The following is a 20,568-nucleotide window of genomic DNA, read 5'->3' on the forward strand; positions in this document are numbered from 1 at the left end:
CGGACCCAGGTGCTTTACATCGACAATGCGCGCCCCAACTATCCCTTTTGTATGCACACACGAAGGGACGGCCAGTGAGAGCACTTGCGTTGTACGGCACCATCGGGTCGCTGATGGTGACCGCCCTCGCCACTGCCCCGGCAGGCGGCGCCACGGGGGCCGTCGGTGCGCCACCCGCGCCGGTCGCGCACCGCCTCGAATTCGGCCGCTGCGCACCGGTGGAGCATCTGCCGTCGTCCGTGGAGTGCGGCACCCTCACCGTTCCCCTCGACTACGCGCACCCCGACGGCAGGAAGATCCACCTCACCGTCAGCCGGGCCCGGGCCACCGCGCGCGGCGAGCGGCAGGGTTCCCTGGTCTTCAACCCCGGCGGGCCGGGTGCGTCCAGCATGGAGTTCCCGCTGTACGGCGGGCTGCCCAAGTGGAGCAGGTTGGCGCGCGCCTATGACTTCGTGGGCTATGCGCCGCGCGGCGTCGGCCGCTCGGCGCCGCTGTCGTGCCAGGACCCCAAGAAGTTCGCCAAGGTGCCCACCGACAGCCAGGTGCACCCCGATGCGGCCTTCAAGCGCAAGAAGGTGGCGGAGGCCAGGGCCTACGCCCGTGGCTGCGTCCGCCGGGCCGGGGCCGCGCTGCCCTTCTACAACTCCGTCAACAACGCCCGTGACCTGGACATGCTGCGGGCCGCGCTCGGCGAGCGGCGGCTGACCTTCATGGGTGCCTCGTACGGGACGTACTTCGGCGCGGTCTATGCGACGCTCTTCCCCGGCCACGTCCGGCGGATGATCTTCGACAGCGTGGTCAACCCCGCTCCCCGGCAGATCTGGTACCGCAACAACCTCGACCAGGACATCGCCTTCGAACGCCGCTGGGGCGACTGGCTGCGCTGGGTGGCCCGGCACAACGGCCAGTACCACCTGGGCACCACCCGGCAGGCGGTGCAGCGCCGCTACGACACCGCCGTCACGAAGCTGCGCCGCGCCCCCCTCGAGGGAAAGATCGGCGCGGGACAGCTGCAGTCGGCCTTCCTCAAGAACGGCTACAACGACGCCTTCTGGCCACTGCGCGCCGAGGCGCTCTCGGCCTATCTGCACGGCGACCCCAAGCCGCTGATCGCCCAGGCCCTGCCCCAGGCCGCGGGCGCGGCCGCCGACGAGAACAGCGCCGCCGTGTACACCGCCGTCGAGTGCAACGACGCCCGCTGGCCGCGCAGCTGGCAGACCTGGAACCGCGACAACACCGAGATCGCACGGACCGCACCGTTCGAGACCTGGGACAACGCCTGGATGAATCTGCCGTGCGCCTTCTGGCCCGACCGGGCGGAGTCGGCCGACGCCGAGCTGGACGCCGCGGCGCACCGGGCGGACGGCTCCGGGGCCGCGCAGGATCTGGTGAACGCCGCCGGCCGTACCGCCGAGACCGAGGTCGACGGCGCGCTCCACGGCCCGCGCCGTCCGCTGGACGTCCACACCGAGCCGGGGGCGCTGCCGCCGGTGCTGCTGCTGGCCGCCGAGCGGGACGCGGCGACGCCGTACCGGGGCGCGGTGGAGCTGCAGCAGCGGCTGCCCGGCTCCTCGCTGGTCACCGAGAACGGGGCGGGCACCCACGGCATCGCCTTCAACGACAACGCCTGTGTGAACGCCTACGCCGAGGCGTATCTGCTGCACGGCAAGGTCCCGGCGCGCCGCGTCTACTGCGCGCCGCGCCCGGAGCCGGTGCCCGGCCAGCAGATGGTGCGATCGCAGCACGCGCTGCCGGGCAAGTAGCCGGGGAGCAGCCGCCGCGGGCCGTCCCCGAGGGGGCGGCCCGCGGTGCTGTGCGGCGGCGGCGCCCCAGGGCTCAGGCCAGGCCGGCGACCAGCTCGGAGACCGGCTTACGGCGCCCGGTGTAGAACGGGACCTCCTCGCGGACATGCATCCGCGCCTCGGAGCCGCGCAGATGCCGCATCAGGTCGACGATGCGGTAGAGCTCGTCGGCCTCGAAGGCCAGCACCCACTCGTAGTCGCCGAGCGAGAACGACGGCACGGTGTTGGCGCGCACGTCCGGGAAGCCGCGGGCCATCTTGCCGTGGTCGGCCAGCATCCGGCGGCGGTCCTCGTCCGGCAGGAGGTACCACTCGTAGGAGCGCACGAAGGGGTAGACGCTCACGTAGGCGCGCGGCTGCTCATCGGCCATGAAGGCCGGGATGTGCGACTTGTTGAACTCGGCGGGGCGGTGCAGCGCCATGTTCGACCACACCGGCTCCAGCGCACGGCCCAGACGGGTACGGCGGAAGAGGTTGTACGCCTCCTGCAGGGCGTCCGAGCTCTCCGAGTGCCACCAGATCATGAGGTCGGCGTCGGCGCGCAGGCCGGACACGTCGTACGTGCCGCGGACCACCACGTCCTTGGCCGCGAGCTGCGCGAACAGCTCTTCGACCTCGTCGGCGTAGCCGCTGCGGTCCTCCGGGAGGACCGCACGCAGCTTGAAGACCGACCAGAGGGTGTAGCGGACGACCTCGTTGAGGTCCTTGGCCTTCTTGCCGGCGTTCGGGGTCTTCTCGGGCGCCGCGGGGGTCTGCGGCGCGGAAGCGGGGGTGGAAGCGTCTGTCATGTCGTCCATTCTCACTCGCCCGGGGCCCGGTCCGCCGTCAGGGTCCCGAGGATCTCGTCGGCGGCGCGCTGCGCCGAGCCGATGCAGGCCGGGATCCCGACGCCGTCGTAGACCGCGCCGCACACCCGCAGCGCGCCCGGCATCCCGGCGACCGCGGCGCGGATCCTGGCGACCCGCTCCAGATGGCCGACCGCGTACTGCGGCAGTCCGCCCTCCCAGCGGGTGACGGCGGACGCCACCGGGCGGGCGGACAGGCCGACCGCCGCGCCGAGGTCGGCGAGCGAGAGCGCGACCAGCTCGGAGTCGTCGCGCCCGAGGTCGGCGTCGTCCTGGTAGCGGCCGACGGAGGTGCGCAGCACGAACAGGTCCGGGTCGGCGTCGCCGATCCAGCCCCATTTGTGGCTGGAGAAGGTGGAGGCCTTGATCCGGCGGCCGTCGACGGGCGGTACGAGGAAGCCGCTGCCGCCGGGCACCCGGTCCAGGTCGGCGCGGCGGAAGGCCATGGTGACCAGCGCCATCGAGGCGTAGTCGACGGTGGCCAGCTCGGTGGCCGCGGCGGGGCAGCCCCGGCTCAGGAGGTGTGCGGCGGCGCCCGCGGGGGCGGCCAGGACGACCGCGTCCGCGGTGAGCGTCCGGCCGCCGACGCGGATCCGCCAGCCGTCCTCCCCGGCCCAGTGCAACTCGTCCACGGCGGCCCCGGAGCGGATCTCGCCGCCGGCCCGGCGCACGGCCTCGGCGACGGCGCCCGGCAGGGTCCCGATCCCGCCGTCGATGCCCATGAAGACCGGCGCGGCGCCGGCCTGCCCGTTCTGCGGTGCGGTGGCGGCGGCGCGTGCCTGGAGGTCCCGTACGCCCTCGGTCAGGGAACGCCGGGTGCGGGCGACCTCGAAGAGCTGCGGGACGGCGGCGCGCATCGAGATGCGGTAGGCGTCTCCCGCGTAGACCCCGCCGAGCAGCGGCTCGACGAGCCGGTCGACGACCTCCCGGCCGAGCCGCGCGGCGACGTACTCGCCGACCGCGACGTCCTCGCCGGTCTCCGTGCGGGCCAGGGTCTCGTCCTGGGCGATCCGCGCCATGCCCTCCGGAGAGATCACACCGGAGGCGGCGAGCGGACCGAGGTCCCCGGGCACGCCCATGACATGGCCCTTGGGCATCGGGCGCAGCGCGTCGCGGGTCCACAGGGCCGCGGTGGCGGTGGCCGGCGGCTGGAGCCGGCCGCCGATCCCGACGGCATGGGCCAGCTGCACCGCCTCCGGGCGCCTGGCCAGCATCGACTCGGCGCCGAGGTCGACGGGGACGCCCGCGATCCCGCCCGCGTGCAGCTTGCCCCCGAGCCGGCCGGAGGCCTCCAGGACGGTCACCCGGGCGCCGCCTTCGAGCAGCCGGTGCGCGGCCGCCAGCCCGGAGATGCCTCCACCGATGACGACGGCATGACCGGGCCCGCGGCCCGCGGGGGTGTGCGCTGCGCTCATGCCTCCACTCTCTCAGAGCCGTGCGCCGCGGCCGCCGGGCGGCCCGCGGGCGGCAACGCCCCGGGGCGCCGGTGCCGTTCGCGGCCGCCACCCGGACATCCGCCGCGGGCCGGCAAGGTGTCCGAGAGCCCCCGTTGACAGCGGGCAGCGGCGGGCAAAGACTCGGGGGCGGTGGGTGGCGATCTTCGTGGCGCCCGCCGCACGCCGAGCCCGGGACAGCGAGGACAGCGCCTGATGACCGACCCACGCCTGCGGGATGTGTACATCGTCGATGCCGTACGGACCCCCGTCGGCAAGTACGGCGGCGCGCTGGCCGGCACCCGGCCGGACGATCTCGCCGCCCATGTGCTCAAGGCCCTGGTGGACCGCACCCCGGACCTCGATCCGGCGCGGATCGACGACGTCTGCTTCGGCGACGCCAACGGCGCGGGCGAGGACAACCGCAATGTGGCACGGATGGCGGTGCTGCTGGCCGGGCTGCCGGTGACCGTCCCCGGGGTGACGGTGAACCGGCTGTGCGGCTCGGGTCTGGAGGCGGTCATCCAGGCGGCCCGGGCCGTCGCGCACGGCGACGCGCACATCGCGGTCGCGGGCGGTGTGGAGTCGATGAGCCGCGCGCCGTACGTCCTGCGCAAGCCGGAACGCGCCTTCCCCGCGGGCCATCAGGAGATGTTCTCCTCGACGCTGGGCTGGCGGATGGTCAATCCACGGATGGCCCCGGAGTGGACGGTCGCGCTCGGCGAGGGCGCCGAACTCATCGCCGACCAGTACGGCATCACCCGTGAACAGCAGGACGTCTTCGCGCTGGCCAGCCACCAGAAGGCGGTGCGCGCCTGGCGGGAGGGTGCCTACGACGCGCAGGTCGTGCCGCTCCCGGAGGTGGACCTGCTGCGCGACGAAACGATCCGCGAAGGCTCCTCCCTGGAGTCCCTCTCGAAGCTGAAGCCGGTGTTCCGCGTGGCCGGCGGCACGGTCACCGCCGGCAACTCCTCACCGCTCAACGACGGTGCCGCGGCCCTGCTGCTGGTGGACGAGGAGGGCCTGCGGGCCACCGGACGCGAACCCCTGGCCCGTATCCGCGGGAGCGCGGTGACCGGCGTCGAGCCGCAGCTGTTCGGTCTGGGTCCGGTGGAGGCGGTACGCCGCGCCCTGGAGCGGTCCGGCCGCGGCTTCACCGACCTCACGTCCTTCGAACTCAACGAGGCCTTCGCGGCCCAGGCCCTGGGCTGTCTCACCCAGTGGCCGGAACTCGACCCGTCGGTGGTCAACCCGCACGGCGGCGCCATCGCCATCGGCCACCCCCTGGGAGCCTCCGGCGCCCGCCTGGCCGGCGCGGTCGCCCACCAGCTCGCCGCCCATGGCTCGGGCACCGGCCTCGCCGCGCTGTGCATCGGGGTGGGACAGGGGCTGGCGTTGGTGCTGGAGCGCTGAGCGGCCGCGCTCGGCGACCTCGTCGCGGCAACGGCGAACGGCCCGCGGCGCGCCGGCTCAGGCCGTCAGGTCGCTGCTGATGCCGGGCCGGCAGCCGGTCCGGCCCGAACGCGAAGCATTCCCCGTCGTCCGCCGCGACGAGCCGGCCGCCGATCCGGACGAAGTGGGGACTCCTCACGCGGCGGTGACGCCACGCATGCCCGCAGGGTGTCGGCGTCTTCGGCCGGGTCGGGGCCGGCGCCCTCCTCGGCGCGGCACACCACCTGATGCGCCGTCCGCCCGACCGGCGGGCCCGGCGCACGGCGCGGGGTTGTCCACAGCCCCCGCGCGCGGGGCCGACGCGCCGTAACGTGACGAAGGCACGCGAGAGAACGGCCGATGCGCGGCACGACACGGCACGCGGACGACACGGACGACACGGACGGCAAGGGGGCCGGCATGACCACGGAACGCCTGGTGATCGTCGGCGGTGATGCGGCAGGGATGGCCGCGGCCTCGCAGGCCCGCCGGCTCAGGAAGTCCGGTGAGCTGGCCATCACCGCCTTCGAGCGCAGCCACTTCACGTCGTACTCGGCCTGCGGGATCCCGTACTGGGTGGGCGGCGAGGTCGACGGCCCGGATGCGCTGATCGCGCGTTCGGCGGCGGAGCACCGCGCGCGGGAGATCGATCTGCGGATGCGCACCGAGGTGACCGAACTCGACCTGGACCGCGGCCGGGTGCGTACCCGGGAGCTGGACGACGGCGGCCGGGAGACCTGGACGGGCTTCGACAAGCTGGTGCTGGCGACCGGGGCGCGCCCGCGCCGGCCCCGGCTGCCGGGGATCGACGCGCCGGGGGTGCACGGTGTGCAGACCCTCGACGACGGCCGGGCGCTGCTGGACACCCTGGAGGCCTCGGCGGGCCGCCGGGCGGTGGTGGTCGGCGCGGGCTACATCGGGGTGGAGATGGCCGAGGCCCTGATCCACCGCGGCTACGACGTCACCGTCCTGGAGCGGACCGCACAGCCGATGTCCACCCTCGACCCGGACATGGGCGCCCTCGTCCACGAGGCGATGTGCGCGATGGGCATCGAGACGGTGCGCGGTACGGCCGTCACCGGCGTGCTGACCGGCGCGGACGGCCGGGCCCGCGCGGTGACCACCGAGGACACCGAGTACCCGGCGGATGTGGTCGTGCTGGGCATGGGCGTGAGCCCCGAGACCACGCTCGCCGAGGCGGCCGGGCTGCCGCTGGGAGAGTCCGGCGGACTGCTCACGGACCTGGCGATGCGGGTCCGCGGCCAGGACCACATCTGGGCGGGCGGGGACTGTGTGGAGGTGTGGGATCTGGTCTCCGGCCGCACCCGCCATATCGCGCTGGGCACCCACGCCAACAAACACGGGCAGGTCATCGGCACCAACGCGGGCGGCGGCTATGCGACCTTCCCCGGCGTCGTCGGCACGGCCGTCAGCAAGGTCTGCGACCTGGAGATCGCCCGTACGGGCCTGCTGGAGCGCCACGCCGACGCCGCCGGGCTGCGCTTCGTCACCGCGACCGTCGAGGCCACCAACCGCGCGGGCTACTACCCCGGCGCCCGCCCGATGCACGTCAAGATGCTCGCCGAGCGCCGTACGGGACGGCTGCTGGGCGTGCAGATCGTCGGTCGTGAGGGCGCCGGCAAGCGCGTGGACGTCGCGGCGGTCGCGCTCACAGCCGGGATGACCGTGGAGCAGATGACCGCCCTCGACCTCGGTTACGCCCCGCCGTTCTCCCCGGTCTGGGACCCCGTGCTGGTGGCCGCCCGCAAGGCGACCCGGGCCGTACGGGAGGCCGGGGACTGACGGTTGACGGGCGGGGGCCGGCCGGTGGGGCGGCTCCGCTCAGCGGGCCGTCTGCGTGTGGACGTACTCGACGAGGCGGGTCAGCGCGTCCGGTTCGGTGGTGGGCAGCACGCCGTGGCCGAGGTTGAAGATGTGCCCCTCCAGACCGGCGGCCGCGTCGAGGACCTCACGGGCCTTGGTCTCGACGGCCTCGCGGGGAGCGAAGAGCACGGCCGGGTCGATGTTGCCCTGGAGCGCCTTGCCGGGGCCGACGCGGCGGGCCGCCTCGTCCAGCGGGACGCGCCAGTCGGCGCCGACGACGTCCGCGCCCGCCTCGCCCATCAGGCCGAGGAGTTCACCGGTGCCCACACCGAAGTGGATGCGCGGGACACCCAGGCCCTCGACCGCGCGGAACACCTTGGCGGAGGCCGGCATCACGCTGCGGCGGTAGTCGGCCGGCGAGAGCGCGCCCACCCAGGAGTCGAAGAGCTGCACCGCGCTCGCCCCGGCCTCGATCTGGACCTTGAGGAAGGCCGAGGTGATGTCGGCCAGGCGGTCCAGAAGGTCGGCCCACAGCTGCGGGTCGCCGTACATGAGGGCCTTGGTGCGCTCGTGGTTGCGCGACGGGCCGCCCTCGACGAGGTAGCTGGCGAGCGTGAAGGGCGCGCCGGCGAAGCCGATGAGGGGCGTACCGCCGAGCTCGCGGACGAGCATGCCCATGGCCTCGGTGACGTAGGAGACGTCGCCGGGCTCCAGGTCGCGCAGCTGCGCGAGGTCGGCACGGGTGCGGATCGGGTTCTCGACGACGGGGCCGACACCGGGCTTGATGTCGAGGTCGACGCCGATGGCCTTGAGGGGGACGACGATGTCGCTGAAGTAGATCGCGGCGTCGACGTTGTGGCGGCGCACGGGCTGCAGCGTGATCTCGGTGACCAGCTCGGGCCGCATGCAGGAGTCGAGCATCGCGATGCCCTCGCGGACCTTGCGGTACTCGGGAAGTGAGCGCCCGGCCTGGCGCATGAACCACACCGGGGTGTGCGGCACCGGCTCCCGTCGGCACGCCTTGAGGAAAGCCGAGTCGTACGTAGCGGTCTGCTGCTGGCCCGTGGCCTGGTTGTTGGCGCTCACGCACCAAATCTTCGCACGCCGGGCCGGCGTGCGATTTCGGCGGGTGGCCGATATCTCCGCATGTGCCCGAAGGCACCTCCGAACGGGCGACGCGCGCACCGGGTGTCCTCCCCGTATGCGGGCCCGGTTCCGCCTAATCTTCCGGGCATGGCTGCGGCTCATGAACACCTCGCGGACGGCGCGGACGAGGCCCCGATCCCCTTCCGTCAGGCGGTCGAAGCGCTCCGCGCGGCCCGACTGCGGCCGGAGATCGAAATCGATCCGACGCCCGCGCCGAAGCGGCTCGCCCCGTTCGCGTACGCCCTGGAAGCGGCGGTCGTCGAGCGCGGCGCGGGCCCGGACGGCGAGGACCGGGATCTGGCGGACGGACGGCTGGTGGTGCTGCACAACCCGGCCGGTGACGACACCTGGCAGGGCGCCTTCCGGGTGGTGACCCTGGCGCGGGCGGAGCTGGAGCCGGAGATGGGCAGCGATCCGCTGTTGCCGGAGGTGTCGTGGTCGTGGCTGACGGGCGCACTGGAGGCGCGCGGGGTGCACTACGGCGCGCCGAGCGGAACGGTGACGCGGGCCGGCTCGTACTACTTCGGCGGGCTCGCGGCGCGTGAACCCGCGACCCAGATCGAGATCCGGGCCTCGTGGACGCCGAGCGAGGGCGCCGGCGGGGTGCCGGATCTGGCGGCGCATCTGGCGGCGTGGTGCGATCTGCTGTGCCAGGTGGCGGGCCTGCCGCCGGCCACGCTCGACATGCCTCCGCGCGGCGGGGTCGTCCCGCTCCCCCAGCGTCGCGGCGCACAGCCCCGCTGAGCTGCGCTTTTCCCCTCCGGTCCGGTGTGCGCCGACAGCGCCCCGCACCGCCGACCGGGGTCATCGTCCACGGCCGGACGGGCGTCGCGCCCGTCCGGCCGTCTTGCGGGGACGACGAGGAGGCGGCGCCGCACCGCATCGCGTACGGCTTTGATCATCTTGGTGCACACCGGGTGCGCAACTGTGATCGATCACGCATCCGATTTGCCCGAATTGCCCCTAACTAAATCGTGATCAAAGTCTAAAGTCCCGCCGGATTGCTGCCGAAGAGGTCAGTGACCCTTCAAACACGGATCATTCCGGCTCCCCCCAGCCGGCTCCGTCCTCGCCACTCCCCCCAGGAGGCCCGGTGTCTGTTCTCCTCGAGCAACCTTCGAGCCTGGTCGCCTACCGCCCGAACAAGCCGACGGCCATGGTCGTCGTGGCCGACCCTCGCGTCCGCTCCACCGTCACCCGCCACCTGTGGGCCCTCGGAGTGCGGGATGTCATCGAGGCGTCGTCCATCGCGGAGGCCCGTCCCCGCGTCGGCAACCCGCGCGACATCTGCGTGGCCGACGTCCACCTTCCCGACGGCTCCGGCCTGACCCTCCTGTCCGAGACCCGGGCGGCGGGCTGGCCCAACGGCCTCGCACTGTCCGCGGCCGACGACATCGGCGCCGTACGCAACGCCCTGGCGGGCGGCGTCAAGGGCTACGTCGTCACCGGCACCCGTACCAATCTGGGCATCCCCGGCCGTCCCGGCACCTCGCCGATCGGCGCCAACGCGGCCCGTATGCAGCGCCGCCCCCCGGGTGCCCCTGGGCACCCCGGTGGCTACCGCGAGCTGTCGGGCCGTGAGGTCGAGGTATTGCGGCTGGTGGCGGAGGGCCAGTCCAACAAGGCCATCGGCGTCTCGATGGGGCTCTCGGCGCTGACCGTCAAGAGCCACCTCGCCCGTATCGCCCGCAAGCTCGGCACCGGGGACCGGGCCGGAATGGTGGCGGTCGCACTGCGCACCGGCATCATCCACTGACCGCTCACCCGACCGGCCCGCCCGTCGAGGGAACGTTCCCTCGACGGGCGACGTGCATACACAGATACCCTTGACTGGTGACCGACGCCCAAAACACCGCAGCAGAGACGACACTGCGAGCACCCGGAGACTCGCCTCCGGACCCCCGACCGGCGCCGGTCCCTCTCCTGGAGCCCCGCGAGGGCATCCCCCCGGTGGTCGCCACCGACGAGGCACTCGCCGAGGTCGTGGCCGCCTTCGCGGGCGGTACGGGCCCGGTGGCCGTCGACGCCGAGCGGGCCTCGGGCTATCGCTACGGCCAGCGTGCCTACCTCGTGCAGCTGCGCCGCGAGGGGGCCGGCAGCGCGCTGATCGACCCGGTCGGCTGTCCCGACCTGTCGGGGCTGGGGGAGGCGATCGGCGACGCCGAGTGGGTGCTGCACGCCGCCACCCAGGACCTTCCGTGCCTGCGTGACATAGGAATGGTCCCCACCCGGCTGTTCGACACCGAGCTGGCCGGACGGCTGGCCGGCTTCGCCCGGGTCGGCCTGGGTGCCATGGTCGAGAACGTCCTCGGCTTCGCCCTGGAGAAGGGCCACTCCGCCGTCGACTGGTCCACCCGCCCGCTGCCCGAGCCGTGGCTGCGCTATGCCGCGCTCGACGTCGAGCTGCTGGTGGACCTGCGCGACGCGCTGGAGGAGGAGCTGACCCGGCAGGGGAAGCTGGAGTGGGCCCAACAGGAGTTCGCCGCGATCGCCGCCGCTCCCCCGCCGCCGCCCCGCAAGGACCCCTGGCGCCGTACCTCCGGGATGCACAAGGTCCGCCGGCGGCGTCAGATGGCGGTCGTACGTGAGCTGTGGACGGCCCGTGACCAGGTCGCCCAGCGGCGGGACGTCTCGCCCGGCAAGGTGCTCGGGGACGCCGCGATCGTGGAGGCGGCGCTGAATCTGCCGCCGAACAGCCATGCGCTGGCCGCGCTTCCCGGCTTCGGCCACCGCATGGGCCGCCGGCAGCTGGAGCAGTGGCAGGCCGCCGTCGACCGCGCCCGCGCGCTGGCCGAGAGCGAGCTGCCGCAGCCCGGCCAGCCGCTCAACGGGCCGCCGCCGCCGCGCGCCTGGGCCGACAAGGACCCGGCCGCCGCGGCCCGGCTGTCGGCCGCCCGCGCGTCCGTCACCGCGCTCGCCGAGCGCCTGAATCTCCCGCAGGAGAACCTCATCACCCCGGACACGGTGCGCCGGCTGTGCTGGGAGCCGCCGGAGCTGCCGACGGCCGCGTCGGTCGCCGAGGTGCTGGCCGGCCACGGTGCGCGCCCCTGGCAGATCGAGCAGGTCACGCCGATCCTCACCGAGGCACTGCAGGCGGACGCGGACTGACGCACCCGTCCCGGGCCGGACGAGAAGGCCGGCCCGGGACGCGCGGTGTGCCGGTCAGCTCTGCTCGACGTGCATCCACAGGACCTTGCGGCTGGTGGCGTCGATCTCGTAGGACGTCTCGTTCCAGTCGGTGGTGCTCACCACGCCCACGGCCCAGGCCGGGGTGCCGTTGTTGCCGTGGTCGGAGTTGCCGAGTTCGACGGAGGTGACGGTGCCCTTCGTCTTCTCGGTCGCCGTCTGTGCGGCCTGCTGGGCGGTGACGGTGGCCTTGGACAGCCGGGCGGCCAGCTGCTGCTTGTCGCCGGAGGCGTCCGACTCGGTCTGCGGCCGGCCGGCCTTGCCGGTGCGCGCGTCCACGCGGACATCGCTCACCGTCCCGTCGGAGGTGGCGACCGCGGTGTTCCAGTACGGGTTGGTGGGCGTCCCCTTGAGCTCCGCGGCGATCGGCTCCGAGGCCGGGACCGCCGCGACCGCGGCCTTCAGCGCCTGCGCGTAGTCCACCGTGGCGCTGGGGATCAGGGCCTTGCGCTGGGCCTGGGCCGCGCTGAGCGAGCTGCTCGGCGAGGCGGGGGCCGAGGCGGGCACCGGACGCTTGGGGCTTCCGGTGTCGTTCTTGGCCGCGTTTCCACAGCCCGACACCAGGGCGCCGGCGGCGACGACCGCACAGACCAGGCCGATCGCGCGCGGCACCGCCAGCTGTGCGTGCCGGGCCACGACATCACTCCTCTTCGTCTCCATGCGGTCACTTTAAGTGTGCAATGGGGCGAATTACGCCAAGACCCGGCGGTATTCGGCCCTTTTCGCTCCCTTCCTGGGGCCACCCACCGGCCGGACACCGGGGTGCCGTCCGGCGTTCGAGGCCGCCATCCGGTGTGACCTTCACCGCTCCGGCCGGTGGGGGTGTGCAGCTTGGTTACCCGTAAGTAGCATGTCGGTGTGAAGCGTCCCCCGGGGCGCCCCGCAGCAGTGCCACCCCGCACCTGGAGGAGAGCCAACGTGCCTCGTACCGCTAGGGACGTCGTCTTCGTCGACGGCGTCCGCACCCCGTTCGGCAAGGCGGGCCCGAAGGGCATCTACCACGAGACCCGCGCCGACGATCTCGTCGTGAAGGCCATCCGGGAGCTGCTGCGCCGCAACCCGGCCCTGGACCCCGCGAAGATCGACGAGGTCGCCATCGCCGCCACCACCCAGATCGGTGACCAGGGCCTGACCCTCGGCCGGACCGCCGGCATCCTCGCCGGCCTGCCGCAGTCGGTTCCCGGCTACTCCATCGACCGCATGTGTGCCGGTGCGCTGACCGCCGTCACCGCCACCGCCGGCTCCATCGCCTTCGGTGCGTACGACGCCGTCATCGCCGGCGGTGTCGAGCACATGGGGCGCCACCCCATGGGCGAGGCCGTCGACCCGAACCCGCGGTTCGTGAGCGAGAAGCTCGTCGACCAGTCCGCGCTGTTCATGGGCATGACCGCGGAGAACCTCCACGACCGCTACCCGCACATCACCAAGCAGCGCGCCGACGAGTACGCCGTGCGCTCGCAGGAGAAGGCGGCGAAGGCGTACGCGAACGGGAAGATCCAGCAGGACCTGGTCCCGATCTCGGTGCGCAACACCAACGCCGAGATCGGCGAGACCGGCTGGGGCCTGGTGACCGCCGACGAGCCGATGCGCCCGGGGACCACCCTGGAGAACCTCGCCGGTCTCAAGACGCCGTTCCGTACGCACGGCCGCGTCACCGCCGGTAACGCCGCCGGTCTCAACGACGGCGCCACGGCCTCGATCCTCGCCTCCGAGGACTTCGCCCGGGAGCACGACCTCCCGGTCAAGATGCGCCTGGTCTCCTACGCCTTCGCGGGCGTCGAGCCCGAGGTCATGGGCTACGGTCCGATCCCGGCCACCGAGAAGGCCCTCGCCAAGGCGGGTCTGGGCATCGGTGACATCGGCCTGTTCGAGGTCAACGAGGCGTTCGCCGTGCAGGTGCTCGCCTTCCTCGACCACTACGGCATCGCTGACGACGACGCGCGCGTCAACCAGTACGGCGGCGCCATCGCCTTCGGCCACCCGCTGGCCTCCTCCGGCGTCCGGCTGATGACCCAGCTGGCCCGCCAGTTCGAGGAGCAGCCGCAGGTCCGCTACGGCCTGACCACCATGTGCGTCGGCTTCGGCATGGGCGCCACGGTCATCTGGGAGAACCCGCACTTCGAGTCCGACGGAGGCAGCAAGTGAGCACCCCCACCACCGCCGAACTTCTGAAGGGCGCGGCCGAGCTGTTCCCGGACGAGGTCGTCACCCAGGCGCACGTCCGCCACCTCGATCTGCCGTACGGCGCGGGCAAGTTCGCGCTGATCACGCTGGACAACGGCTTCGACCACACCAAGCCGACCACCTTCGGCCCGGGCTCGCTGGCGAACCTCAACGCCGCGATCGACCAGGTCGAGAAGGAGGCCGCGGACGGCGACATCGTCGGCGTCGGCCTCACCGGCAAGCCGTTCATCTTCGCCGTCGGCGCCGACCTCAAGGGCGTCGAGCTGCTGAAGAACCACGAGGACGCGCTGGCCATCGGCAAGGGCGGCCACGAGGTCTTCAAGCGGCTGTCCGCGCTCGCCGTACCGACCTTCGCGTACTACAACGGTGCCGCGATGGGCGGTGGCGTCGAGGCCGGTCTGCACTGCTCCTACCGCACCGTCTCCAAGGCGCTGCCGGCCTTCTCGCTGCCCGAGGTCTTCCTCGGTCTCGTCCCGGGCTGGGGCGGCTGTGCGCTGCTGCCGAACCTCATCGGCGCGGACAAGGCCGTCTCGGTCATCATCGAGAACTCGCTCAACCAGAACAAGCAGCTCAAGGGCAAGCAGGTCTTCGACCTCGGCATCGCGGACGCGATCTTCGAGGGTGCGGACTTCCTGGAGCAGTCGCTGATCTGGACCGCGCACGTCCTCAAGGGCGACGTGACCGTCGAGCGCCCCGAGATCGACCGCGGCGAGGCCTGGGACCAGGCCGTCGCCAAGGGCAAGTTCATCGCCGACGGCAAGGTGCACGGCGCCGCCCCGGCCGCCTACCGTGCGCTGGACATCATCGCCGCCGCCAAGAGCGGTGATCTGCAGGCCGGTTTCGACGCCGAGGACCAGGCGCTCGCCGACCTGATCATGGGCGGTGAACTCCGCGCCGGCATCTACTCGTTCAACCTGGTGCAGAAGCGCGCCAAGCGCCCCGCCGGCGCCCCGGACAAGAAGCTCGCGCGCCCGGTCAGCAAGGTCGGTGTCGTCGGCGCCGGTCTGATGGCCTCGCAGCTCGCGCTGCTCTTCCTGCGCCGCCTCGAGGTGCCGGTCGTGCTGACCGACATCGACCAGGCGCGCGTCGACAAGGGTGTGGGCTACGTCCACGCCGAGATCGACAAGCTGCTCGGCAAGGGCCGGATCAACCAGGACAAGGCCAACCGCCTCAAGGCCCTGGTCTCCGGTGTCCTGGACAAGGCCGAGGGCTTCTCCGACGCCGACTTCATCATCGAGGCCGTCTTCGAGGAGATCGGCGTCAAGCAGCAGGTGTTCGCGGAGGTGGAGGCCGTCGCCCCGGCGCACGCGGTCCTCGCCACCAACACCTCCTCGCTGTCGGTCACCGAGATGGCGTCGAAGCTGAAGCACCCCGAGCGGGTCGTCGGCTTCCACTTCTTCAACCCGGTCGCGATCCTCCCGCTGCTGGAGATCGTGCGCGGCGAGAAGACCGATGACGCCTCGCTGGCCACGGCGTTCGGGGTCGCCAAGACGCTGAAGAAGACCGCGGTGCTGGTGAAGGACGCCCCGGCGTTCGTCGTCAACCGCATCCTGACCCGCTTCATGGGCGAGATCCAGAACGTCATCGACGAGGGCACCCCGGTCGAGGTCGCGGAGAAGGCCATCGAGCCGCTCGGCCTGCCGATGTCCCCGCTGGTGCTGCTGGAGCTGGTCGGACCGGCGATCGGTCTGCACGTCTCCGAGACGCTCAACCGCTCCTTCCCGGAGCGCTTCACGGTCTCCCCCAACCTCAAGGCCGTCGTCGAGGCCGGCAAGCGCGGCTTCTACGTCTACGATTCCGGCAAGCCGGAGCTGGACCCCGAGGTGGCCGCCCTCCTCAAGCAGGGCGACTCGGTGCTGACGGAGGACCAGGTCCGCGACCGCGTCCTGGACGCCGTGGCGCAGGAGATCGGCCTGATGCTGGACGAGGGCGTGGTCGCCGAGGCGCAGGACGTCGACCTGTGCCTGATCACCGGCGCCGGCTGGCCCTTCCACCTGGGCGGCATCACGCCGTACCTGGACCGCGCGGGCGTCTCCGAGCGGGTGCGGGGCAAGAAGTTCCTGGCCCCGGGCATCGCGAGCGTCCCCGCGTAACGGTGTACTGATCGCAGGATGCGCGGGCCGGCTCGGCGGAGCCGGCCCGCGCTTTTGTGTGCGCGGGGCGCGGGCGGCCACGCCGTGGGAGGGTGGCGGCATGGATTCCTTGGTCATCGTCGATGCCGCGAACGTCGTGGGCTCGGTGCCCGACGGCTGGTGGCGGGACCGGCACGGCGCGGCCGAGCGGCTGCGCGACGCACTGGCCGGCTACGCCGGGGACGGGCTGCCGGGACTGATGGCGCCACCCCTGGAGTTGGTCCTGGTGGTGGAGGGCGCGGCCCGCGGGGTGGAATCCGTCGACGGCGTACGGGTGGTGGCGGCGGACGGCAGCGGCGACGACCGGATCGTCCGGCTGGTGGCCGACGAGGGCGACGGGCGGGACAGTCTGGTGGTGACCGCGGACCGCGAGCTGCGGGAGCGCGTCCAGGCACTGGGCGCGCGGGTGACGGGGCCGCGGGCGGTGTGGGGGCCCTCGCGCGGCGGGGGCTAGGCGGTCCGCCTGGCTCGCAGCGCCTGACACGGCGCCTCGCTGCGTTGTCGGGACCGTCCACGGAGGCCGCCCCCTACGAGGACACGAGGGCACGAGGCCACGAGGACGGCCCTCCGCCTTGCGACGCACCGCACCGGACGCCGCGAGCCCCGCCCTCCGGGCGGACGACGGGACGTTGCGGACAGGCCCTAACCGGCGTCCTCGGGGCGCGCGGCCAGGACACGGGTGAGCAGGTCGGTGAGGGTGGCCCGTTCCTCGGCGTCGAGGGTGGCGAACCACTGCTGCTCGCGGTGGGTCTGCTCGGCGAACGTCTCCCGGACGGCGTTCTCGCCCGCGGCGGTGAGGGCGGCGGCGACGGCGCGCCGGTCGTCGGGGACCGGCCGGCGTTCGACCAGGCCCTCCCGCTCGAGGGTGTTGATGGCGTTGGTGACCGCCGAGCGGGACATCGCCGAGATCTCGGCGAGCCTGGCGGGCTGGGTGGGGCCGAGCAGCCAGAGCTTGAACATCAGCCGGAAGCCGGGGAGCGTCCAGCCGCGCGGGCGGTGGATATGGCTCTCCAGGTCGGCGACGACCAGGTAGGACAGGTGGAGCAGGTGGTAGGCGAGCGCGAATGCCTCCGGGTCGGCCGGTGCGGGCATGCCCGCCAGTCGGTCGCGGGCATAGGCGGCGTATCTGAGATCTGGTCGGTCCACGGACAGAGTCTTGCGCATGGAGGCTCCGTGAGAGATTGTTACGGCCATAACAATCTTCGCGGGAGGGTGCTGTGCGGATCACCATCGCAGGAGGCGGCATCGGCGGGCTCGCCACCGCCCTCAGCCTGCATGCGGCCGGACTCGACGACGTCGTCATCCACGAAGCGGCCCAGGAGATCCGTCCGCTCGGCGTCGGGATCAACCTCCTCCCGCACGCGGTAAGGGAGTTGACCGAGCTCGGCCTGGCCGACCGGCTGGCCGCGATCGGTGTCCCCACCGCCGAGCTGGCCTACTTCAACCGGTACGGGCAGGCGATCTGGTCCGAACCGCGCGGGCTCGACGCCGGCTACCGGTGGCCGCAGTACTCGGTGCACCGGGGCAGGCTGCAACTGCTGTTGCTGGACGCCGTCCGCGAGCGCCTGGGTGCACACTCCGTCCGAACCGGGAGCCGGATCACCGACCTGCGCCACGACGGCGACCTGCTCATCGGCGCCGACGGCATCCACTCGGCCGTCAGAGCCGCGCTCTTCCCCGGTGAAGGGGCACCGCCATGGAACGGGCTCATGCTGTGGCGGGGCACGACCTACGGCGAACCGTTCCTGACCGGCCGGTCCATGATCATGGCCGGAGACGGCACGCAGAAATTCGTCGCCTACCCGATCGGGGACGGACGGCTGATCAACTGGATCGCCGAGCGGCCGCTGGACGGCGAACCGCCTGAGCGCGGAAAATGGAACCGCCCCGCCCACCTGGCCACAGTCGTGGAGCACTTCTCCGACTGGCGGTTCGACTGGCTGGACGTGCCGGGAATCATCGCGGGAGCCGAGGCAGCCTTCGAGTACCCGATGGTGGACCGCGAGCCCCTGCCGTACTGGACCAGGGATGACGTCGTCCTCCTGGGCGACGCCGCCCATGCCATGTACCCCGTCGGCTCCAACGGAGCGTCCCAAGCGATCATCGACGCCCGGGTGCTCGCCCACTCGCTCGCCACGACCGGCACCGCCACCGCGTACGAGGACATCCGCAGACCCGCCACCACCGCGCTCCAACTCGCCAACCGGCGCCAGGGGCCCGACATCGTCATGCGGCTCGCCCACGAGCGGGCTCCCGGTGGTTTCACGGACATCGAACAGGCCGTCCCGCTCGCGGAGCGCGCGGAGATCGCCGCTTCGTACAAGCGCACCGCAGGCTTCGACCCGACCCTGCTCAACGAGCGCGCGTCGTGGAGCGTGCGGTGAACCTCAAGAAACTCGCCGTCTTCGAGGTAAGACTGGACCCGATCCTCGACCTCGGCGACTCGCAGTGGGGCCGCCGCCGAGTGATCAACATCGTCGGCGGGACCTTCGACGGGCCCCGACTGTCCGGGGTGATCCTGCCGGGCGGCGCGGACTGGCAGGTGCTGCACCCCGACGACGGCATGGCCAGCATCGATACCCGCTCCACGCTGCGCACTCACGACGGCGCACATCTCTACCTCTCCACCAGCGGCGTACGCCACGGCTCACCCGAGGTTCTCCGGAGGTTGGCCGCCGGAGAGGCGGTGGACCCTGCCGAGTACTACTTCCGGCTCTTCTGCCGCTTCGAGACCGGGGACGAGCGCTACCGGTGGCTGAACCGCACCCTGGCCGTGGCCTCGGGCGCCCGTACCACCGAGGCCGTCCGCTACGAGGCGTACACCCTCGACTGACGAGCTCAGGCATGGTGGGCGGTGAGGCGCGAGGGATGGGCGAGTTCTCCCCGCTACGGAGCTTGGCCCCCCGCAGCGCACAGCCCCGTACGCCGCGACGGTCGCGGCACACGGGGCCGGGCAGAGGAGCCGTGGGTGTCCGGTCGTCAGTCCCCGGCGGGCCGCCGGTTGCGGATGCCCAGGCGGCTGTGCGAGCGCCCGTAGAGGAAGTAGATGACGAAGCCGGCCACCATCCAGAACGCGAACCGCAGCCAGGTCTCCGCGGGCAGATTGAGCATCAGCCACACCGAGGCCAGGACGGACAGCACCGGCACCACCGGCACCCACGGGGTGCGGAAGGAGCGGGGCAGGTCGGGCCGGGAGCGGCGCAGGATGATGACGCCGATGGCGACCACGACGAACGCGAACAGGGTGCCGATGTTGACGAGTTCGGCCAGGACGTCGATCGAGGTGAAGCCGGAGGCGATGGCGACGACGACGCCCAGCGCGATGGTGGACCGGTAGGGGGTCCCGTACCGCGGGTGGGCCCGGGAGAAGACCCGGGGCAGCAGCCCGTCCCGGCTCATCGCGAAGAACACCCGGCTCTGGCCGAGCAGCAGGATCATGCAGACCGAGGTCAGGCCGACGGCGGCGCCGAAGCTGATCACATCGGCGAAGAAGGGGTGCCCGAGGACCTTGAAGGCGTCGGCGAGCGGGGCGTCGGTGGAGAGCCTGCTGTACTTCTCCATGCCGGTGACGACGACCGACACGGCCACGTAGAGGACCGTGCAGATGGCCAGCGAGCCGAGGATGCCGCGCGGCACGTCGCGCTGCGGGTTGCGGGTCTCCTCGGCGGCGGTGGCAACGATGTCGAAGCCGATGAAGGCGAAGAAGACCACGGCCGCCGCGGCGAAGATGCCCATGACCCCGAAGGTGGACGGGGTGAAGCCGAACATCAGCTCCGCCAGCGGCGCGGACAGTCCGCCGCCGGTCTCGCTGGGCCGGCTGGGCGGGATGAACGGGTGGTAGTTGGCGCCGGAGATCATGAAGGCGCCGGCGATGATGACCAGCAGGACGACGGTGACCTTGATGCCCACGACCACCGCCGTCACCCGCGAGGACAGCTTCATCCCGAGCACCAGGATGCCGGTCAGGACCAGCACGAGGATGCAGGCCAGCAGGTCGAAGCCGAAGTGCCCCTCGTGGGTGCCGGACAGGATCGTCGGCAGATGCCATCCCGCGCCGTCCAGCAACTCGCGCACATAGCCGGACCAGCCGACCGCGACCACCGCACAGCCCAGGGCGAGCTCCAGGATCAGGTCCCAGCCGATGATCCAGGCCGGCAGTTCACCCAGTGAGGCGTACGAGAAGGTGTAGGCCGATCCGGCGACCGGCACGGTGGAGGCGAACTCCGCGTAGCACAGGGCGGCCAGCGCACAGACCACGCCCGCCACGACGAAGGCCAGCGCGACGGCCGGCCCGGCCTGCTCCTTGGCGATTTTTCCGGTGAGGACGAAGATGCCGGTGCCGATGACGACACCGACTCCGAACACGGTCAGATCGAGCGCCGACAGGGACTTCTTGAGTGCGTGCTCCGGTTCCTCGGTATCCAGGATCGACTGCTCCACAGTCTTCGTCCGGAACAGACCGCGATTGCGGCGTGAATCATGTGGTGTGCCGTGCTGTGTGCTCATGGGCGAACCTCCGCCTGGACGACCCTCGCAACTCTCCTGAACTGACCGAGTCTCCGCAATGCCGGGAAACAGTCAGCTTC

The 20,568-nt window shown here is 72.3% G+C and carries 17 protein-coding genes; 11 read left to right on the forward strand and 6 right to left on the reverse strand.

The features are described 5' to 3' along the window. The first annotated feature begins 74 nt into the window (after positions 1-74). Positions 75-1,763, forward strand: a complete 1,689-nt coding sequence (locus OIU81_RS08075; protein ID WP_443073942.1) for an alpha/beta hydrolase — start codon at positions 75-77, stop codon at positions 1,761-1,763. A gap of 73 nt (positions 1,764-1,836) precedes the next feature. Here OIU81_RS08075 and hemQ read toward each other — a convergent pair whose 3' ends face one another. Together hemQ and hemG are read right to left on the reverse strand one after the other, a co-directional pair. Continuing rightward, positions 1,837-2,598 carry a hydrogen peroxide-dependent heme synthase gene (gene hemQ / locus OIU81_RS08080; protein ID WP_443073943.1) on the reverse strand — a complete coding sequence of 254 codons (762 nt, stop codon included), beginning with the start codon at positions 2,596-2,598 and terminating at the stop codon, positions 1,837-1,839. 2 nt (positions 2,599-2,600) lie between these two features. Next, positions 2,601-4,061, reverse strand: coding sequence for a protoporphyrinogen oxidase (gene hemG, locus OIU81_RS08085; RefSeq protein WP_329145347.1), 1,461 nt, complete (start codon positions 4,059-4,061; stop codon positions 2,601-2,603). A gap of 234 nt (positions 4,062-4,295) precedes the next feature. On the opposite strand from hemG, the gene OIU81_RS08090 reads away from it, so the two are divergent. Beyond that, positions 4,296-5,492, forward strand: coding sequence for a thiolase family protein (locus OIU81_RS08090; protein WP_329145349.1), 1,197 nt, complete (start codon positions 4,296-4,298; stop codon positions 5,490-5,492). A 438-nt stretch (positions 5,493-5,930) separates the two neighbouring features. Next, the gene (locus tag OIU81_RS08095; RefSeq protein WP_329154958.1) at positions 5,931-7,313 is read left to right on the forward strand and encodes an FAD-dependent oxidoreductase; all 1,383 of its coding nucleotides are present in this window, start codon (positions 5,931-5,933) and stop codon (positions 7,311-7,313) included. Positions 7,314-7,352: 39 nt separating this feature from the next. Here the strand turns inward: OIU81_RS08095 and hemE are convergent, their stop codons facing one another. Then, a complete protein-coding gene (gene hemE, locus OIU81_RS08100) occupies positions 7,353-8,420 on the reverse strand; it encodes a uroporphyrinogen decarboxylase (protein ID WP_329145352.1) in 1,068 nt (355 codons plus the stop codon). A 147-nt stretch (positions 8,421-8,567) separates the two neighbouring features. Here hemE and OIU81_RS08105 point away from each other — a divergent pair, with 147 nt between their 5' ends. The 3 genes from OIU81_RS08105 to OIU81_RS08115 all read left to right on the forward strand — a co-directional run bounded on the left by OIU81_RS08105 (position 8,568) and on the right by OIU81_RS08115 (position 11,588). Beyond that, entirely contained in the window at positions 8,568-9,224 is a 657-nt protein-coding gene (locus OIU81_RS08105) for a DUF3000 domain-containing protein (protein ID WP_329145354.1), read from the forward strand. A gap of 349 nt (positions 9,225-9,573) precedes the next feature. Then, positions 9,574-10,236 carry a response regulator transcription factor gene (locus OIU81_RS08110; RefSeq protein WP_006602452.1) on the forward strand — a complete coding sequence of 221 codons (663 nt, stop codon included), beginning with the start codon at positions 9,574-9,576 and terminating at the stop codon, positions 10,234-10,236. Between the two features lie 77 nt (positions 10,237-10,313). Continuing rightward, positions 10,314-11,588 carry a ribonuclease D gene (locus OIU81_RS08115; RefSeq protein ID WP_329145358.1) on the forward strand — a complete coding sequence of 425 codons (1,275 nt, stop codon included), beginning with the start codon at positions 10,314-10,316 and terminating at the stop codon, positions 11,586-11,588. Between the two features lie 54 nt (positions 11,589-11,642). Here the strand turns inward: OIU81_RS08115 and OIU81_RS08120 are convergent, their stop codons facing one another. Beyond that, complete coding sequence (locus OIU81_RS08120) at positions 11,643-12,326, reverse strand: PepSY domain-containing protein (protein ID WP_329145360.1); 684 nt, start codon at positions 12,324-12,326, stop codon at positions 11,643-11,645. A 258-nt stretch (positions 12,327-12,584) separates the two neighbouring features. On the opposite strand from OIU81_RS08120, the gene OIU81_RS08125 reads away from it, so the two are divergent. The 3 genes from OIU81_RS08125 to OIU81_RS08135 all read left to right on the forward strand — a co-directional run bounded on the left by OIU81_RS08125 (position 12,585) and on the right by OIU81_RS08135 (position 16,436). Further along, positions 12,585-13,811: a thiolase family protein gene (locus OIU81_RS08125; protein ID WP_329145362.1), complete on the forward strand. Its 1,227-nt coding sequence runs from the start codon at positions 12,585-12,587 to the stop codon at positions 13,809-13,811. After that, positions 13,808-15,943 carry a 3-hydroxyacyl-CoA dehydrogenase NAD-binding domain-containing protein gene (locus OIU81_RS08130; protein WP_329145364.1) on the forward strand — a complete coding sequence of 712 codons (2,136 nt, stop codon included), beginning with the start codon at positions 13,808-13,810 and terminating at the stop codon, positions 15,941-15,943. Before OIU81_RS08125 ends, OIU81_RS08130 begins: the two co-directional genes overlap by 4 nt. Before the next feature lie 100 nt (positions 15,944-16,043). Beyond that, positions 16,044-16,436 carry an NTP pyrophosphohydrolase gene (locus tag OIU81_RS08135; RefSeq protein ID WP_329145366.1) on the forward strand — a complete coding sequence of 131 codons (393 nt, stop codon included), beginning with the start codon at positions 16,044-16,046 and terminating at the stop codon, positions 16,434-16,436. Between the two features lie 188 nt (positions 16,437-16,624). Here OIU81_RS08135 and OIU81_RS08140 read toward each other — a convergent pair whose 3' ends face one another. After that, complete coding sequence (locus OIU81_RS08140; RefSeq protein WP_329145368.1) at positions 16,625-17,146, reverse strand: MarR family winged helix-turn-helix transcriptional regulator; 522 nt, start codon at positions 17,144-17,146, stop codon at positions 16,625-16,627. A gap of 53 nt (positions 17,147-17,199) precedes the next feature. Between OIU81_RS08140 and OIU81_RS08145 the strand changes: the two genes are divergently transcribed. Both OIU81_RS08145 and OIU81_RS08150 read left to right on the forward strand, forming a co-directional pair. Further along, the gene (locus tag OIU81_RS08145) at positions 17,200-18,366 is read left to right on the forward strand and encodes a flavin-dependent oxidoreductase (protein WP_329145370.1); all 1,167 of its coding nucleotides are present in this window, start codon (positions 17,200-17,202) and stop codon (positions 18,364-18,366) included. Beyond that, positions 18,363-18,815, forward strand: a complete 453-nt coding sequence (locus OIU81_RS08150; protein ID WP_329145372.1) for a DUF3237 domain-containing protein — start codon at positions 18,363-18,365, stop codon at positions 18,813-18,815. The genes OIU81_RS08145 and OIU81_RS08150 overlap by 4 nt, the downstream gene beginning before the upstream one ends. A gap of 146 nt (positions 18,816-18,961) precedes the next feature. Here OIU81_RS08150 and OIU81_RS08155 read toward each other — a convergent pair whose 3' ends face one another. Next, positions 18,962-20,488 (reverse strand): amino acid permease, encoded by a 1,527-nt coding sequence (locus OIU81_RS08155; RefSeq protein WP_329145373.1) that lies wholly within the window; start codon positions 20,486-20,488, stop codon positions 18,962-18,964. Between the last annotated feature and the right edge of the window lie 80 nt (positions 20,489-20,568).

Origin of the sequence: Streptomyces sp. NBC_01454 (genome assembly GCF_036227565.1) — a bacterium.
Classification (GTDB): domain Bacteria; phylum Actinomycetota; class Actinomycetes; order Streptomycetales; family Streptomycetaceae; genus Streptomyces.